Source organism: Corynebacterium sp. CCUG 71335, assembly GCF_024454075.1.
In the GTDB taxonomy this organism is placed as follows: Bacteria; Actinomycetota; Actinomycetes; order Mycobacteriales; family Mycobacteriaceae; genus Corynebacterium; species Corynebacterium genitalium.
Genome location: NZ_JAGPYY010000013.1, coordinates 32343 through 49223, shown reverse-complemented (window position 1 = coordinate 49223; position 16881 = coordinate 32343). Strand labels below are relative to the sequence as shown.

The window sequence follows — 16881 nt, the reverse complement described above, 5'->3', positions numbered from 1 at the left end:
TGACCGGTTCAGCTCACCACCCCAGGAGTTTCCCCTCTCCCAGGCCGGGCCTCGGTTTCTGTGGCAAAGTTTAAGTTTAACTTGAGACTTTAGGTCAGTGACACGCCGGGTGCCCACGACCTAATCGTGATGCTACAACAAAGCCCCTGGGCGAGGATCTTCCCAGGGGCCATGTTGTGCCGGTGCCGTGATTACCAGGCGTTCATGTGGTTCAGCACACGACCCTTGGTCTTGTACAGCTGGCTACCGAACTGGTCCCAGTTGTGCAGACCGTTCGGCGGGTAATCCGAGGTGACGTTCAGGCCCTCGGCTCGAGCCTTCGCTTCCCACACGCGGGTGGTCACCATCGCACCGAACTCCAGGCCAGCGCCAGCCAGCTTCTGGTCGTTCGGGTACTTCGCGTCCTGCGGTCCCGGGATGCCCGGTCCGGCGGAGATGTAGATGTCCTTGCCGCGCAGACCGTTCATGTTCAAGAACGGGTCGTTGGCGAAGCGCTCCGGGTTGACCATGGAGCCGTGCATAGCGTTGAGGTTGTACCCGCCAGCGTCGAGCAGCGCCACGCGCAGCATGGTCTGCATGCCCGGCAGCGTCGTGGTCAGGTAGCCAGAGAAGGACAGGACCTGGCGGAACTGCTGCGGGTTCTTCGCCGCAAGGTTCATCGCCGCGGTACCACCCATGGACAGGCCGATGACGGAGTTGTTCGTCGGGGAGACACCGAAGTGGCGCTGCAGGTAGCCCGGCAGCTCACGCGTCAGGAAGGTCTCCCACTTGTAGGGCTTGCCGCCCCCGTACTTCGGGTCGTACTGCCAATCAGCGTAGAAGGAGCCCTCGCCGCCGATCGGCATGACCAGCGTGATGTTGGCGTTCTCGTAGACAGCCGCAGCGTTGACGTCGTGCACCCAAGCGTTCGTCTGCTCGGTGGCGCGCAGGCCGTCGAGCAGGTACAGGCCAGCGTTGCCGCCGCGGGCAGCCGGGCGGATCTGCACCGGGATGTTACGGCCCATGGCCGGGGAGTACACGTCGCAGCGCTGCACCCAGTACTTCACCGGGTCCCACGTGCAGTGGCCGGTTGCGTCGGGGCGCAGCCAACCGCGCGGGTTCGCGTCAGCCTCGGGGGTGGCAACGAGCAGCATCATCGCGGCAGCGAATGCCGTGACAAGCGCCACCACAGCGCGGCGCACGGAGAGAGTCGCGTTCATCGGTTCACCAATCACTAGAAAAAATCAGGATGACTCAATTGAGTTCATCGTTCATCGTGATCGATATGTTATCAACCGGTTACTTTCTGTTCCAGCCGTGCCGTTGGCCAGAAGATCCGCGGCCCCTGCAAACCCACGTCCTCACCTGCGGCGATGCGGTCCAGAGTTTCCTGATCCAGGTACATCTTCGGGTCATCGTTCACTTCCAGATTGCGTCCCTTTCTTAAGGAATACGCCATATTCTTCAAAAAACGCTTTGGACTCATCGGTTCGCGCGACGTCGCCAGCAATTCATTGAGCTCAGGCGTGCGCAGCGCAGCTCGTGCCTGCATCACCGTTTGCTTATCGACGTAATCCGGCATCCCTTCGTCCCCCACAGCCGAATCCGCCAACTGCCAGTGAAGAGGCAGGTTCTTGTCATGTCCGATGCGCCCGTCCAGGTCGCGCGGCTGGCGGGCACCCAGCGGGGTGGCCAAACCGACCGAGTCGAGCACACGCACATCGAGCGGGGCGTTGGCTGACGTCATGCCCAGGTTGATCAGGTACGCCGTAGTCGGGATGTCCTGCAGGTCAGTGTCCGCCGTCGTGCGGGCGCGCGGCACCCACGTGTAGTGGCGGGGGTTGTCGTCGAAGCGGATGATGGTCAGCGCACCGGAGTTTTGCCGCCGCGCCTCTTCCAGGCCTTCGGGCCAGCCGTTGAGCAAGTCCGCGACGAGAAAGTCCTCCGCATACCGCGGCGGATCACCGGATTCCCGCATCATTACGGCCGTCCAGAATTCGCGCTCATCCACGACGACGAGGTTTTCCGGACTCTCCACGAAGACGTCGAAGCCGAGGTCGTGGCCGCGGTAGACCACAATGCCCGCCCAAATCACCAGGGCACCCAACCCGATTCCACTGACCAAGGTGGCAGGCACCGCCATGACGGGCAGCAGCAACGCGAACAGGGGTAGCAACACCATGCGCCCGTGCATGAAGTCGCCGCCGACGCGCATGACGTACAGCATGTGTAGCAGCCCGCACACGAGAACAAGCCCGACTACGACGACCTCGCGTGACTGCAACCGCAGACTGAACCACACGCCGAGTGCCACCGCACCGATCAGCGGCAGCCACAGCGCATACGGCTGCACTGTGTCCCATACGTACGCAGCACCACTGCCCCACGCTGAGTCCGACGCTGATTTGGCCACCGCGGTGTGCGGAGTGAGCAGACCGTAATACCCCATGCGGAAGATCTGGTACGCAGCGGGCACCGGAAGGGCCGCCGCGAGAATTGCGCCAATGCGCGGCCAATCCCGCCAGGAGAAGAACAACAGCACCAGTCCGGTCAATCCGCCATAGAGCGCGAGCTCCGGCCTGACCAACCACGACAGTCCCGCCCAGAAGGCCAGCCAGTACACCACACGGGAGTCAGGCTGTTTCGCCCATCCGACCAGCAGCGCCCACCACACGCCGATCCACGCCAAGGACAACCCCCACTCCAAACCGGAGGTGGCAAAGTCTCGGGCGGGCGGCAGTGCCAGATAGATAATGATGCCGAACGGCAGCACCGTCTGCCCCCACAACCGGCCCGATGCCCATGTCGCACTCGCAGCGGCGATCACGGTGAAGATGAGGGCCAACCACATCGAGACGTCTTCGAGACGCACGCCAGGGATCCAGCCGAAGGCGGCGATGAGGTACTGCCACAGTGTTGACGTGTTGGCCTCCACGCGTTCCCCGACGTTGAACACCGGTCCGTTTCCGGCCAGGATGTTGCGGACTGTGCGCAGGACAATCAGCCCGTCATCACTCATCCAGCGGCGGGTCCATCCGCCCCAGAATGCGAAAACGCCCGCTATCGCTGCGGAGATGAGCAGGGAGAGGCGGGCACGATCATGCATGGCCGTGATTTTATCCTGCGGGTGGGGCTACGAGAACGCAGGCACGATGTAGACCGCCATGGCGATTGTCAGGATCCACAGCACTCCTAGCGCCTGGAGGACGCGGTCCTCTAGCACGATCTCATCAGGTGCGCCGCCGTTGCCGCTGTCCACTTCCGCGGCGTAGCGCAGGATCGCGATGATGAACGGCACCATCGAGATCTGGTACCACAAGCCCTGCTCCGGAGGGACACCGTTGGAGAGAGTGAAGCCCCACAGTGCGTAGGACATGACCACGGCAGTTGCAGACAGCGTCCACACAAAGCGCAGGTACGTCTGGGTGTAGCCCTGCAGAGACTTGCGGATCTTGGCTCCAGTCTGCTCCGCAAGCAGCAGCTCCGCGTAGCGCTTACCGGACGCCATGAACAGCGAACCGAAGGCGGCGACGAGCAGGAACCACTGCGACAGGTCGATGCCAGCAGCCACACCGCCGGCCATGGCGCGCAGCATGAATCCGGAGGACACCAGCGCGATGTCGATCACCGGGATGTGCTTCCATCCGAAGCAGTAGCCGAGCTGCAGCGCAATGTACACGCCGACCACAGCTGCCAGCGCAATACCGTCGGTGGCCATGAAGGACAGGCCAACGGCCAGCGCAATGAGCACGACCGACATGCCGTACGCGAGACCGATCGGCAGCATGCCCGAGGCGATCGGACGGTAGCGCTTCGTGGGGTGCTCACGGTCAGACTCGACATCGCGGGCGTCGTTGATCAAGTAAATAGAGGACGCCGCGAAGCAGAACGTGATGAAGGCCAGCAGGATGTCGATGGCCGTCCGCGAGGTGAAAGAGTCCAGCCCCGCCGCCAGCGGCGCCGCCACGACAAGGACGTTCTTGACCCACTGCTTCGGACGCAGACCTTTGATCATCGCGTCCGGGAGGTTCTTCGGCGGATTCTTCTTCCGGTTGTAGTCCACGCCCTCGGTGTGGGGCTCGGACTTCAGGAACGGCTCATCAACTGGCTCAGTCACGGGTGTTCCTCTCAATGTTGATCGCGGCGCGGGCCACCCCGGTACCCAGCAGGGCACCCACCAGGGTGTCCGTGGGGTAATGCACCCCCAGAACCATGCGGGAGGCCATCATAACGGGAATTCCGGCATACGGAAGGTTTGAGCCTGTGATGTCTGCCAAGTGCACCATCGCAGCGCTTGTCGACGTCGTATGCGACGACGGGAAGCTCAACTTCGATGGCGTACCCACACCGATTTTGACCCGCGGATCGTGCGGACGTCGGCGGCGCACGATGCGCTTGAGGATGACCGAGGTGGCGTGCGCGGTGAACGCGCCGGCCCCCATCGCGATCCACTGGCGGGATTTCTCGTGGTCCGCCACGGCACCGACGGCCGCGACGCTCATCCAGCCCAAAGCGTGCTCGCCGAACAAGCTCAACCCGCGGGCGACCGGAAGGACACCGGGGGCGTCGTAAAGCGCGTTTTGAAGCTCGCGGAGGATGTCTACTTCCGTCGAGTTCAACGAGTTATTGCTCATCGAAGATCTTCTTCCAGTTCTCATGGCTGGTCAGGTCAGGTTGGGCCGCACGGTAGGCGCGGGTCAGCTCCGGCCAGCGTTCATCAATCTCCTCGCGGAGCTCGCGTTGCTGGTCAACGAGATCGTCCGCGAGCTTCTTATCGCGCTTGCGGAAGGCCACGCCCGTTCCTCCAGCGGTCGACACCGTCGCCGAATCAACACGGGACAGGGTGTACCAGCGGGCTTCCTCGGCCGTGAGGTTGAGCTGCGGGGCCCCCCAGTGGGCGCGATCCTCCGGCTTGCGCATGTGCAGCAGGCTCTTGACCGCCCACGGAATCTTCTTCACCTTGGCCAGGCGGCCGCCGATCTTGTTCGTCGGCACACCCGGCGCACCCGTCGGCCCCGGCAGATCCGATGCGGACTCAATGACCTGCGCGTCAGAGTAGTCCTTGCGGATCGACTGGATGCGCGGCAGCGAGGACTCGAGAATCTCGAAGAGCTGGTCCGGGCCCTTGAGGAAGTCCTTCATCGCCTCGTTCTGGATCGCAATGGTCGAGTACTCCATGCACATGTAGTGCTTGAACGTGGACTTCGCCATGGACTTGAGCACCCCATCCGGCTCACCCTCGTGGTACAACGCGGCGACGATCAGGCGGTTGCGCAGGTGGAAGTACGCCTGCCAGTCGATCGCGTCATCCTTGTCAGCCCACGCCATGTGCCAGATGGCGGCGCCGGGCCAGGTGACCGTGGGAAAGCCCGCGCGGCCAGCGCGCAGCGAGTACTCCGTGTCATCCCACTTGATGAACAGCGGCAGCGGCAAGCCCATCTGCTCAGCCACTACGCGGGGGAACAGGCACATCCACCAGCCGTTGAACTCGACGTCGATACGCCTGTGCAGCGGCCGTGACGTCGTCTTCCTCGGGTCGAGGTCCTCTTCCTCCGTGCCGACGTACCCCAGCGGGTACTTCGCAAAGTCGTGGTCGTACACCGCGTGCTCCGCCGCACCCCACATGAAGTCCGCGCGGTTGACGCGCTCGCCGGAGGTGCGCAGCTGACTGCGGTCCTGCAGGTTGAGCATCTGACCACCGACGAGAATCGGGCTCTTCGCGTACCGTGCCGCCTGCACCGCGCGCAGGATCGAGTCCGGCTCAATCGCAATGTCGTCGTCCATGTACAGGATGAACGGCGCGTCAGTCTGGTTGAGCGCCTCATACATAATGCGCGAGTAGCCGCCCGATCCACCAAGGTTGCCCTGCGGGAAGATCTTCAACCGGCCCTGCAGGTTCTGTTCCGCTTGGGCGAAGTCCGGCTCATCCGCCGGGTGCTGGTTGCCCTGGTCCGGCATGAGCACATCCGTGATCGCGCCGAGCACCAGCGGATCCTCCGCAAGCGCGTGCAGTGCATTGACGGCGTCGCGGGGGCGGTTGAACGTCGGGATGCCCACCGCCACCTTCTTCTCGGACGGGGCGATGGTGGTGCCGTCGGGAAGCGTCTGCTCCTGCGGTTCGCACGGCGCGCACCAGCCCGCATTGCTTATCGACGCCTCCGACTCCGCGTTCACGTCAAACCACAACCATCCGCCATCTTCAAAGTTGGCGAGCTTCAGCGGAATCTCAACGCGCTCGTCCTGCGCCTCAACATTGACCACCGAGATGCGCGTGCCATCGTGCTTGGAGCGGTACACGGAAATTGTCGCCGCGCCCTCCACATCCATAGCCAAGACGACCTCGCTGAGCTGCGACCAGCGGCGCCAATAGCTCGCCGGGAACGCATTGAAGTACGTCTGGAACGAGACCTCTGCCCCCTCCGGCACAGCGACCCTGCTGCGATCCGGCCAGCTCACACGCTGCGTGTTGTGATCCGACTCGATCAGGTAGAGCATCCGCACATCATGCGGCTCACCCTTCCGCGGCAACAGGATGCGCTGCAGCACATCCACAGATTTGACGGATTTATCCTCGGGGTTTTCCACGGGACTCGCTTTCGTCTAGTTAACCAGTCGGCTTATCGACACCAGCGTAATCGTTCTGCCCGGTCGACTCCTCTCTTGGCGCGCGGTTGGCTGGGGGATTCCGTAAGGAATCTCAGGTTGAGGTGAGCTCGGCGCATAGCCGGTTCCTAAAACCCCAGAGGCGCCGCAGCGTGGACCTCCTCCGCAAAACCCCAGGGACTCCGCAATGCGGAGTGCAATCCGTCAGGCCCCGGAATACTGCTCGACCACATAAACCAAACCGCACGTTTTTGACCTGCACGTTTACTTGAGCAGTATTCCGAAAAACAGCGAACAGTATTCTGGCCCCACTTGGCGTCACCGGGCCCCGGCAAACTCCGGGGAGTTCGCAGCGCATACCGGTCATGAGGATCCAGCGGGGGCCGCGTAGGGGCCAGGAACGCCCTCCACCCAATGCGGCCCACCCAGAACAGGCAAGACACCTTCCAGGAGGTGGAGCCGACCCCCGCCTAGAAATGCCGAATAGCCCCGCCGAAGCGGGGCCATTCGGGTGCTAACTCTTCGTTAGCTAGAGGGGGTTATGCAGCAAGCGCGGCGTCCGCGTACATAGCGGCGTCGAGGGTGCCGTCAGCGATTTTGGTGAGCTCCGCGATAGCGGCGCGCTCTGCGCGAACCGGGATCCACTTGGTCACCGTTGCACGGTCCATGTGCTCAGCCAGTGCCATTGCGAAGACTGCGTCGATGACGTCGGCGTCGACGGCACCGCCGAAGCGGGCGTGCAGGTCCTGGGAAATGTTCTTGATTGCGATCATGGCATCCTCCTTTCAAGTTTTTGCGATTGCCATGAAGTTGAATGTGTTCTGCCCGTGGAGGGGGACCTCCTCGGGCGAGGTTCAAAGTGAACTTCTCGTTCCCTCTGCGTTAACCTGCCGTTAACTTTAGCAGATAGTTGGTCGGGGTCAAGCTTTGGTTCATATCAACCTATTCTCACGCTGTTTACCAGCATAAAAGGCGCGACACGCCGACGCGCATTGTTGCCCCATCAACCGAGTTCACCATGGGTTAACTTTGACGCGACCCAACAATCCGGTTTGTTAACCTGGCATTCGCATTTCAGGTCCCCGGCCCGGCGCAGTTGCCGTGTTAGTCTCCTTTTGTGTCGACAACGACCAGAAACCGCCTGGCCATAGCCCTGGAAGGCCCTCGTTGGGCCGTGCTTCTGTATGCAACCATGCTGTTCGCGCTCCTCCATGCGGCCGTGACCGTCCCCTTCCAAAATCCCGGCACTGACTTCACACCGGTGTGGACTGCGGCGCGCAAGTATCTTGCTGGGCAGACGGTGTTCGACTCGGACTACACGATCGACATGCCGCACTACCTGTACACGCCCGCCGGGACGGTGGTGATCGCCCCGATCGGCGTCTTCAGCGATGAGTCCACTGGCCGGTTAGTCATGCTGGCCCTTGGCGCACTGTGCATCATCGCGGCACTGGCGTTAGCAACGTGGATGGTGGCCAAACGCCACTTCCATTACGTCTTCCCACTCATAGTGACGGTCGTGTTCTTCACCCCGGAACCGGTTCGCGCGACGTTATCCCTGACAAACATCAATGGGTTCTTGCTACTGCTCATGGTGGTGTTCGTCTGGTGCTCGTTGCGCCTGCGCGGGGCCAACTGGAAAGAGCATTTCACCCGCCCGGAAGCGTACGTGGCGGGCATCGTCGCAGGCCTGGCGATCTCTGTGAAACCGCAGTTCGGCGTGCTGATGATCATCTCGGTTCTGCTGTTCCAAGCAGCGGTGGTCGTTGTCGCCGCGGTCACCTGCGCGGTCCTGTTCGCTATTGGCTGGTTCACCATTGCACAGCCAGAGCTGTTTTTCACCAACCTGGTGCCTTATCTATCGGAGCCCCGCCCCCGCTTCAACGGCTCCGTCGCTGGCCTGGGCAGCATGTTCGGCTGGCCGGAGTGGGTAGTCACGCTGCTGACACTGTTAGTTGTTGCGGCCACGCTCGCAGCCGTCGTCAAGCTCTGGCGCTGGCGAGATGTCGACGAGGTCATGTGGGCCTTCGTCACGCTTGGTGTCTGCTTCGCCGGTGGCTTCATGGCCAGCGGCTTACTGCAGACCTACTACTCGATCTGGCTGCTGCCGATGGTTCTCACCGTGGCCAGACCGCAATCCCCCATGCATTGGCCGGCGATGTGGCTGCTCATGTTGGTCATCTTCGCCAATCCGACGTGGCCATTCGACAGCCTTATCCTGCACTCGCTGCCGCCGCTGATGTTTCTGGCGCTCCCCTTCGTCGTCACGGCGTGGGCTTTTGCCACGCGACCATCTGCCCCGGAGATGCTAGAGCGTCACGTTCGCTAGCGATCACGAGCCGGTCGATCTCATCGAGCACCGCGTCGACGTCGGCGGGGTTATAGCGCCGCTCGCCGCGCGCTTTCTGCAGCTCTTCAGTCGCAGCTTGCAGGGCGATGCGTTGCAAATCAGCTGCGGCTTTCCGCGCGCGAGCAAATGCTTGACGACGTTCCTTCGCCCCCTCCGGATCCACCTGCCTCCTTTCGGCGAACTCGCCCAGCCACACCTGGACCATCTCATAAGACTCCGGCGCGAGCTCCGGGCCATGCTCCTGGATTGCCCGCCGTGCAGCCAAGTAGGCGCGTTGGTTGAGTTCGGCGTTGACCCGGTCGCCCTTCGCGTCGGGACCATTCTCGAGGTCCATTTGGCGCACCAGCCACGGCAGGAGCAGACCCGGGATGACCATGGTGAAGGTCAGCACGCTTAGGGCAATGACAGAGAGCTCGTGGTGGTACTTGGTCGTGCCAGCGGGGATGGACAGCACGAGCGCCAAGGTGACCAGGCCGCGCATGCCGGCCCACGTCATGAGCAGCACTTCCTGCATGCGCAACGGTGCCACGTCAGTCCGGTTCATCCGCTTCTTGAACTGGTACAGCACCCACATGCAGGCGAAACGCACCACGAAGGCAACGATGGAGAGAACGAGTCCGATGCCGACGGCTTGCCACACCATTGTTCCAGCGTCGTCAATCGCGTCGCGCACGCTCATCCCGATAAGGCCGAATGCGAGACCGGTGAACAGCAGCTCAATGGTCTCCCAGAAAGCGTTTCCGGAGAGGCGATCTTCGGCGGTGAACGACGCGCGGGAGCTCATTTCCACGGCCGCGATCACAATCGCGATGACACCCGAGGCGTGGATTTCCTCTGCCGCGATGAAGATCGCGAAGGGCAAGACCCACGTGAACGCTCTGCGGATCAGAGAATCGTGGACAGTATTGACGAACAGCGCCGCCAAACGGCCGGCGATCAGTCCAACGATCACAGCCACGACAGCGGAGTAGAGGAATTTGAGCGCACCTTCACTGAAGTCCACGTCCCCACCTGCGACGAGCGCGGTGAGTGCGACATTGAACGCGACGATGGAGGCAGCGTCATTGAACAGGCCCTCAGTTTCCAACGTGCCGGTGATGCGTTTGGGGATGCCCGCCGAACCCGCCACCGCGTCGACAGCCACCGGGTCCGGAGGGGCGATCGCCGCAGCCAGCACCATTGCCGCAGCGAGGCCGATGCCCGGCATGAGCCACATCGCCGTGGCCGTCAATGCCGCGATGGTGAGAAAGACCAACATCACCGACATCACAAGCACCACATGCACTTGTGCGCGGATCATGCCCCAGCTCGTTCGGCGAGCAAGCGACCAGAGCAGCGGTGGAATGAAGATCGGCAAAATGAGATCTGTATCCAGGCTCACCGTCTGAATACCTGGAATGAACAGCACCGGCGCAACAACGATGGTCAACAGTGCAGACCACGGCAGCCCGGTGCGCTCACCGATCGCGGCGACGAGGGCAGTGGCAAGAAGGAGACCGATGATGGCAAGAAGGATGGTCACGCGCTCATGGTAGCGGAGGGGTGGGACATTCCTCTCAACCTCGATGAAGGTGCCTAAGGACCCAGAGCACCGATCGGCACTACCGCTACTCCGTCCTTTCGTCGAAGAGCCCGGCCCCCCGAGGTAATAATCACCAGGGCTGGTTCTTCCACCAAGTGGTCCGCAAATCGCTTCAACGAATCGGCGGCTTGCTCGATGACCTCCGGGCTGTAACCCAACTTGACCTCCACGAGCACATCCCTACCTCGAACGTTGGCGATGGCATCGACTTCACGTTTGGTGTTCAACCTGGCGTGGTAGACCTCACGACCTGTGAACGCTCGCAGTTCGTGAACGACTAAAGACTCAAAAAGTTGGCCGAAGTATGCCCTGTCACGAAGAAGATGCTCGGGCCCGCGATCTAAGGCAGCCATTGCGAATGACGGGTCCGCCAGGTGTCGCTTCGGCGCTTTTCGCAGCGTTGCTTTGGAACGGAGATGCGTGAACCAAGCGGGCTGATCTACAGCAACGAAGATGCTCGCCAGCGCGTCCAGATACCCTCGCGTCGTCTCGCGGGAGGATGCAGCATCGGTCGCAATCGTCTGCAACTTCAACTCTGTCCCAATCCCGCGCGCCAACGAGCGGATAACCCTCTTGACCCGCTGGGGATCCCTGTTTGTTCCGTCGACGGTGTGGATGTCTACTTCTCCGACCGTGGTGACGTAATCCCTCACGTTTTCCAGCGCTTCATCCAGCGGCAGACCCACGTTGTACGGCAGACCCCCGCGGCACACCCGTTCCGCCAACTGTTGCAGGGTGAGCGTCGGTTGGACGAAAGGAATTGAATCACCGGTTGCGACAGCTTCCAAAGAGACGGATCCGTCGGACTCTCCGGATTCGAAAAGTGTCATCGTCGACATATTCAACCGCGCAAAACGCCCAGCCCCTGAGTGGCGGGTCGCACCAGCACCAGGAGCCGTCGACCCGGTGAAGATGAACTGGCCCTTGGCCTGACGGTCGTCGATAGCGTGACGGGCGAAATCCCATAAGCGCGGCTCGATCTGCCACTCATCGATGAGACGCGGTGTTTCGCCCTCGAGAAGCAGACGAGGATCGGTTTCCATTGCCAAGAGCACCGCTGGGTCCGTCTCAACGTTGAGCAGGCTCATTGCTTGGCGCTTGGCAGTTTCAGTCTTTCCGCAGCCCTTAGGCCCCTGGATCAAAACCCCTCCTTGACGGCGGAGAGCCCTCTCCAACTCACCGTCAGCCAGACGGGGAAGATAGTTGCCGCTCATGGGCGCCATTGTAGCAGGTAGATTGGATCACTTGGCATTCTGAAACGGTTTCACTTGGCATTCTGAAACTGTTTCACTTGGCATTTCGAAATTTTGGACAGTTAGACCTCGTCGAAGAACTCCACATTTGTGCCGTCGATGACCTTCGACGGCACACCGATCTTTCCCTGCTCAGTAATCTCTTCGTAGCCCGCCAGGGTGTCGCGGTATTCGAGGAACGTCTTGAGGTTGCGGATGTCGGTGATGTCGAGGAGAGCGGCATCCCCGAACTGAGCCGGGTCGGTGTTGAACTGCTCGATGACGCTGGCGCAATGAGGGCACTGGTGGTGGACGAAAATTTCAGTCTGCGGTTCCATGCACCCGACGATAGTGAAGGGCGCTAGACGCCGAGGATCAAGCGCAAACCTTGGCGAAGGTCGCCGACAACACGATCTGCCTCCGCTTCGTCAGCCCCCAGGTTGTCGATGGTCAGGCCGTTCACCAACGCGGTGATGAGCCGTGCTTTGCGCTCGGCGTTGTCCATGTCACCCAGCTCAGCTACGACTGCTTGCTGGAAATCACGAAGCACCTGACTGTAAAGGGCCGCTATCCAGTCGCGCGTTGCTGACGCTGAGCCGTAGGTGACCCAGATCGCTGCGTCCTCGTGACGCTCACCACCGAGGGGGAGTAGCTCAGAGAGCCGGACAACCCAGGCCTCGAATACATCGTTGGGGATCGGCGCCTCTTCCAGGCGAGCCGTCTGCCGCTGAATGGAGCGAATGAACGCGTGCGCCAGCAGGATCTCCTTGTTCGGGGCGTGGTACTGCACGGAGCCCGCAGCGAGACCAGATTCTTTGGCTACTTCGCGCACGCTCACTGCGTCGAGGCCGCGGGAAGCGATGATCCTGATGGTCGCATCCGCGACGGTAGCGGACGATACCGAGAACTGATGGTCCAGCGAAAAATCATTCATGGTTGCACACAAGCTTAGTCTGTCGTACGTTCGTAAGAGATTAATACGTTCGTATGACAGGGAAGGTTCTCCGCTATGCACTCCCTCATTCCGCTCGTTGGTTTGGCCCTGCTCGACAGCTTGAGCATCGGCACGCTCGTCATCCCGTTGGCACTCATCGTCATGTGGCGGTCGGTTCGCGTACCGGCACTCGCTGCGTACCTGCTCACCGTCGCGGCGGTGTACTTCGCCCTCGGAGTCGCCATGTTGCTGGGGTTCACCGGCCTGAGTTCCTACGTAGAACGAATCATCAATACCCCCGTCTTTCCATGGATCACACTGATCCTCGGCGCGATTCTGGCCATCTACGGAATCTTCGGTCCCGACCCGGTCAAACCCGCGCCGGGCGAACTGCCGAAGCAGTTGAACAAGCCCATCCGGACCAGTCTGCCCAAAATGATCATCTTGGGTCTAGGCGCCTCTTTAACGGAAGCGGCGACCATGCTTCCTTACATCGCCGCAATGGGAATCATCAGCGACTGGGATACGCCCATGGCAGGACAGCTAGTAGCTATCGCCGCCTACTGCGGAGTCATGGTCGCGCCGACGGTGATTCTGGCAGCGATCGCTCTCGTGGCGGGGCAGAAGTTCTTCCCGCGCCTCGAGAAGGCCATCCCCCGCCTTCAATACGAGGCCAAGGTGACTCTGCTGTGGATCGCAGCCATCGTCGGCATCTACATGGTCATCCACAGCGTGGGCGCTATTCGCTAGTGCCCGCGCGGCTGGTCGATCGCCTTGTCGCCCTCGAAGTAGGGTCGAACGTGGTTGTCGAAGACGGACAGAGCCGCGCCGATCGCCATGTGCATGTCCAGGTACTGGTAGGTGCCTAGGCGGCCACCGAAGAGGACCTTGTTCTCGCGGGATTCAGCGGCAGCGAGACGTCGATAAGCTTCGAGTTTGGCGCGGTCGTCGGGGGTGTTGATCGGGTAGTACACCTCGTCGTCGTCCTCGGCGAAGCGGGAGTACTCCTTCACAATCACCGTCCGGTCCTCCGGGTAGGAGGACCGCTCCGGGTGGAAGTGGCGGAACTCGTGGATGCGGGTGTAGGGGACATCGGCGTCGTTGTAGTTCATCACCGGGGTGCCCTGGAAGTCCCCCGTTTCCAGCACTTCCTGCTCGAAGTCGAGGGTGCGCCAGCCGAGACGGCCCTCGGCGTAGTCGAAGTAGCGGTCCAGCGGGCCGGTGTAGACAACCGGGGCATCCGGCGATTCAGCGCGGACTTTCTCGCGGACATCGAACCAGTCGGTGTTCAACTGCACATCGATGAGCTCCGAGGCGGCCATGTTTTCGAGCCAGGCGGCGTAGCCGTCGACAGGCAGACCCTCGTACTTGTCGTTGAAGTAGCGGTTGTTGAAGGTGTAGCGCACAGGTAGGCGGGAGATGATCTCCGGCGGCAAATCGGTGGGGTCGGTTTGCCACTGTTTGGCGGTGTAGTGCTTGACAAATGCGTCGTAAAGCGGCTTGCCGATGAGCGCAATACCGCGCTCCTCCAGATTCGTGGCAGCGGCGGGGTCGAAGCCTTCGCGCTGTTCCTCAATGAGCTCGCGCGCCTCATCCGGCGAGTAGTAGCGCCCGAAGAACTGATTGATCAGGCCCAGGCCCATGGGGAACTGGTACGCGGTGCCGTCGTGCATGGCGAAGACGCGGTGCTGGTAGTCCGTGAAGTCCGTGAAACGGTTGACGTACTCCCACACGCGGTCGTTCGAGGTGTGGAACAAGTGGGCACCGTATTTGTGCACCTCAATGCCGGTTTCCGGTTCCGGCTCGCTGTAGGCGTTGCCGCCGATATGTTCACGCTTTTCGACGACTAACACGCGCTTTCCCAGCTCAGACGCTGCCTGTTCGGCGATAGTGAGGCCGAAGAATCCGGATCCGACGACGATGAGGTCATAAGTCATGCGTTCCAGCGTAGTGGGGCCGGAGCGCAACGGCAGGGACAGACGCGACACGCCGAAGATTCACAATGTCACCAGTTGTCACACGAGTCACTTAAACTTCGTTGTGATCTAGATTAGTCACAGCTGTCACAATTAACTCAGGAGCGATCACCGTGAAAGCACGTACACGTTTGAACCCGTCTTCCCGCAGGAAGACGCCGGTCATCGCCGCCGTCACCTCCGTAGCCCTTGTTGCCGCTGGTGTTTACGGCGGGAACGAGATTCTCAAGACCCAGGATGCCGCCGGTGTACAGATCGAGGTGACCACCTCGCAGGCATCGCTTTCCGACGCTGAGAATGTCGTCGTCGACGACCCAGCCGTCGCAACGCAGGGCGCAGAAGGCGACGCCGCCCGCACAGTCAAGGAGTTCACCCGCGACGAGGAGTTCTCCGTGTTCGGCCTACAGTGGGAAGGCGACCGCGACATTGTCGCCTTCGTCCGCGCCGAGCGTGCCGACGGCTCCTGGTCCGAGTGGTACCCGATGGACCTGCTGTCCACCCCCGAGGATGCCACCCACCAGGGCACCGAGCCGATCTACGTCGAGCCGACCAAGAAGGTGCAGGTTTCCACGGCCAACGTGGACCTCATCGAGAACGGCGACCTGAACATTGGCGGAACCGAAGTCACCGACCAGGACGACATTCCTGACGTTCCGCTTCCTGACGATGCGCTTCCCGACTCTGACCCGGTCGACCTCCCCGACGTGCCCGACGCCGACTCCCCCGCTGTCATGGGCGACGCACCGGCGCTGCCGACCAACTACGGTGACATCGCACCGGTGGCGGACATCGAGGAGCTCAGCGAAGAAGGCGCCGAAGAGCACGGCGATGAAGACCCCGCCGAGGCTCCGGCCGAGGCTGCTCCGGTGACCACCGCCAGCGACCTCGAGGCCGTCTTCATCGACGGTGGTGAAGGCACTGTCGACGGTGCGATCGCCCCGGCCCAGTACAACAGTAACGGTATGCCCAAGGTGATCACCCGCGCCTCCTGGGGTGCGAAGAACGCCACCGGCACGAGCTACACCGAGCCGACCAAGGCCGTCACGGTGCACCACACTGCTGGCTCCAACAACTACACCGCAGCTCAGGCACCGGGCATCATGCGCTCGATGCAGGCCTACCACCAGGGCCTGGGCTGGCAGGATCTGGGCTACAACGCCGTGGTGGACAAGTACGGCAACATCTACGAGGGCCGCGCAGGCGGCCTGGACCGCGGCCCGCAGGGCGCGCACGTCGGCGGCTTCAACTCCAACACCTGGGGTGTGTCCATGATGGGCGACTACTCCAAGACAGCCCCGACCCCGCAAGGGCTCAAGGCCATGGGCGACATCATCGGTTGGAAGGCCGCAAGCTCGAACTTCGACCCGACCGGCACCGTCTACCTGCGCTCCGACTACTCCTTCCGCGGCACTAAGTTCCCGAAGGGTTCCGGCGCGAACTTCCCGGCCATCAACGCCCACCGCGACTTCCACTACAACGACTGCCCGGGGGACATGCTCTACTCCCAGCTGGGTACTGTCCGCAGCCACGCGAAGACCAAGTACAACGAGATCAAGGGCGGCGGCGCTGCACCGGCACCGAAGCCCGCGCCGAAGCCGAGCAACGGCAACAACGGAAACACCGGCAACTCCGGCACGGTGAAGGACTCGAACGGCACGGAGACCAACATCAACAACGCGGCGAACCTGTCCAGCGACATCTCCTTCGAGGACATCCTCAGTGGTGACCCGGCAGCAATCGCCGCGGCCGTGGGCTCTGTCGCCGGTGCTGTGCTCCTGTTCGCCGCCGGCAACGACCTGCTGCCCAAGGACATCTCCCAGGTGGCCAACATTGAGGTCCTGCCGGGCATGACGCTGTCCAGCCTGCGCCCGCACATTGGCAAGATCGTCGAGATGTCCGGCAGTGAGGATATTCAGGACACCTGGCGCAAGATCGATCCTGTCCTCGGCCAGCTCGACGGAGTGGTCAAGGGTGTCGGCGGCGACGAGTACGCCTTCTTCGAAAACGGCGTCGAGGCGCTCTCCTCCGACGGCAGCAGCGTGGTCATGCCCGAGAAGATCGCCGACGCCTGGCTCAAGCAGGGCATGGACCTCGGCCCGCTGGGCAAGCCCGTCAAGAGCGACGATGCAGCCTCCGGGGGTGACGTCCGCGTCGACTTCGAGCGCGGCAAGATCACCTACAACGTGCAGACCAACAAGCTGGATGTCACTATCGACGAGCGCTAA

The 16881-nt window shown here is 62.0% G+C and carries 14 protein-coding genes; 3 read left to right on the top strand and 11 right to left on the bottom strand.

Going from position 1 to position 16881, the window contains the following annotated elements; genetic code table 11:
• Positions 1–191 precede the first annotated feature (191 nt).
• From KBX19_RS09670 to KBX19_RS09645, 6 genes are all read right to left on the bottom strand, one after another.
• Positions 192–1199, bottom strand: coding sequence for an alpha/beta hydrolase family protein (locus KBX19_RS09670; protein WP_255998673.1), 1008 nt, complete (start codon positions 1197–1199; stop codon positions 192–194).
• 71 nt (positions 1200–1270) lie between these two features.
• Positions 1271–3085: a hypothetical protein gene (locus KBX19_RS09665; RefSeq protein WP_255998672.1), complete on the bottom strand. Its 1815-nt coding sequence runs from the start codon at positions 3083–3085 to the stop codon at positions 1271–1273.
• A 27-nt stretch (positions 3086–3112) separates the two neighbouring features.
• Positions 3113–4096: a decaprenyl-phosphate phosphoribosyltransferase gene (locus KBX19_RS09660; protein WP_255998671.1), complete on the bottom strand. Its 984-nt coding sequence runs from the start codon at positions 4094–4096 to the stop codon at positions 3113–3115.
• Positions 4089–4613: a phosphatase PAP2 family protein gene (locus KBX19_RS09655; RefSeq protein WP_255995087.1), complete on the bottom strand. Its 525-nt coding sequence runs from the start codon at positions 4611–4613 to the stop codon at positions 4089–4091. Before KBX19_RS09655 ends, KBX19_RS09660 begins: the two co-directional genes overlap by 8 nt.
• Complete coding sequence (locus KBX19_RS09650) at positions 4603–6564, bottom strand: glycosyltransferase (RefSeq protein ID WP_255995086.1); 1962 nt, start codon at positions 6562–6564, stop codon at positions 4603–4605. The genes KBX19_RS09655 and KBX19_RS09650 overlap by 11 nt, the downstream gene beginning before the upstream one ends.
• Positions 6565–7121: 557 nt before the next feature.
• On the bottom strand, positions 7122–7355 hold the full coding sequence (locus KBX19_RS09645) for a three-helix bundle dimerization domain-containing protein (RefSeq protein ID WP_005288070.1): 234 nt from the start codon (positions 7353–7355) through the stop codon (positions 7122–7124).
• A 401-nt stretch (positions 7356–7756) separates the two neighbouring features.
• Between KBX19_RS09645 and KBX19_RS09640 the strand changes: the two genes are divergently transcribed.
• The gene (locus tag KBX19_RS09640) at positions 7757–8911 is read left to right on the top strand and encodes a glycosyltransferase family 87 protein (RefSeq protein ID WP_255998670.1); all 1155 of its coding nucleotides are present in this window, start codon (positions 7757–7759) and stop codon (positions 8909–8911) included.
• Here the strand turns inward: KBX19_RS09640 and KBX19_RS09635 are convergent.
• The 4 genes from KBX19_RS09635 to KBX19_RS09620 form a co-directional block, all read right to left on the bottom strand.
• Positions 8847–10454, bottom strand: a complete 1608-nt coding sequence (locus tag KBX19_RS09635) for a sodium:proton antiporter (RefSeq protein WP_255998668.1) — start codon at positions 10452–10454, stop codon at positions 8847–8849. The genes KBX19_RS09640 and KBX19_RS09635 overlap by 65 nt on opposite strands.
• 53 nt (positions 10455–10507) lie before the next feature.
• Complete coding sequence (locus KBX19_RS09630) at positions 10508–11728, bottom strand: ATP-binding protein (protein ID WP_255998666.1); 1221 nt, start codon at positions 11726–11728, stop codon at positions 10508–10510.
• Between the two features lie 101 nt (positions 11729–11829).
• Positions 11830–12084 carry a hypothetical protein gene (locus KBX19_RS09625; protein ID WP_255998664.1) on the bottom strand — a complete coding sequence of 85 codons (255 nt, stop codon included), beginning with the start codon at positions 12082–12084 and terminating at the stop codon, positions 11830–11832.
• A gap of 23 nt (positions 12085–12107) precedes the next feature.
• On the bottom strand, positions 12108–12680 hold the full coding sequence (locus KBX19_RS09620) for a TetR/AcrR family transcriptional regulator (protein ID WP_255998662.1): 573 nt from the start codon (positions 12678–12680) through the stop codon (positions 12108–12110).
• Positions 12681–12755: 75 nt separating this feature from the next.
• Between KBX19_RS09620 and KBX19_RS09615 the strand changes: the two genes are divergently transcribed.
• Positions 12756–13430, top strand: coding sequence for a GAP family protein (locus KBX19_RS09615; RefSeq protein WP_255998660.1), 675 nt, complete (start codon positions 12756–12758; stop codon positions 13428–13430).
• On the opposite strand, the gene glf is transcribed toward KBX19_RS09615, so the two are convergent.
• On the bottom strand, positions 13427–14617 hold the full coding sequence (glf, locus tag KBX19_RS09610) for a UDP-galactopyranose mutase (protein WP_255998658.1): 1191 nt from the start codon (positions 14615–14617) through the stop codon (positions 13427–13429). The two genes, KBX19_RS09615 and glf, sit on opposite strands and share 4 nt — an antisense overlap.
• A gap of 152 nt (positions 14618–14769) precedes the next feature.
• Between glf and KBX19_RS09605 the strand changes: the two genes are divergently transcribed.
• Entirely contained in the window at positions 14770–16881 is a 2112-nt protein-coding gene (locus KBX19_RS09605) for an N-acetylmuramoyl-L-alanine amidase (protein ID WP_255998656.1), read from the top strand.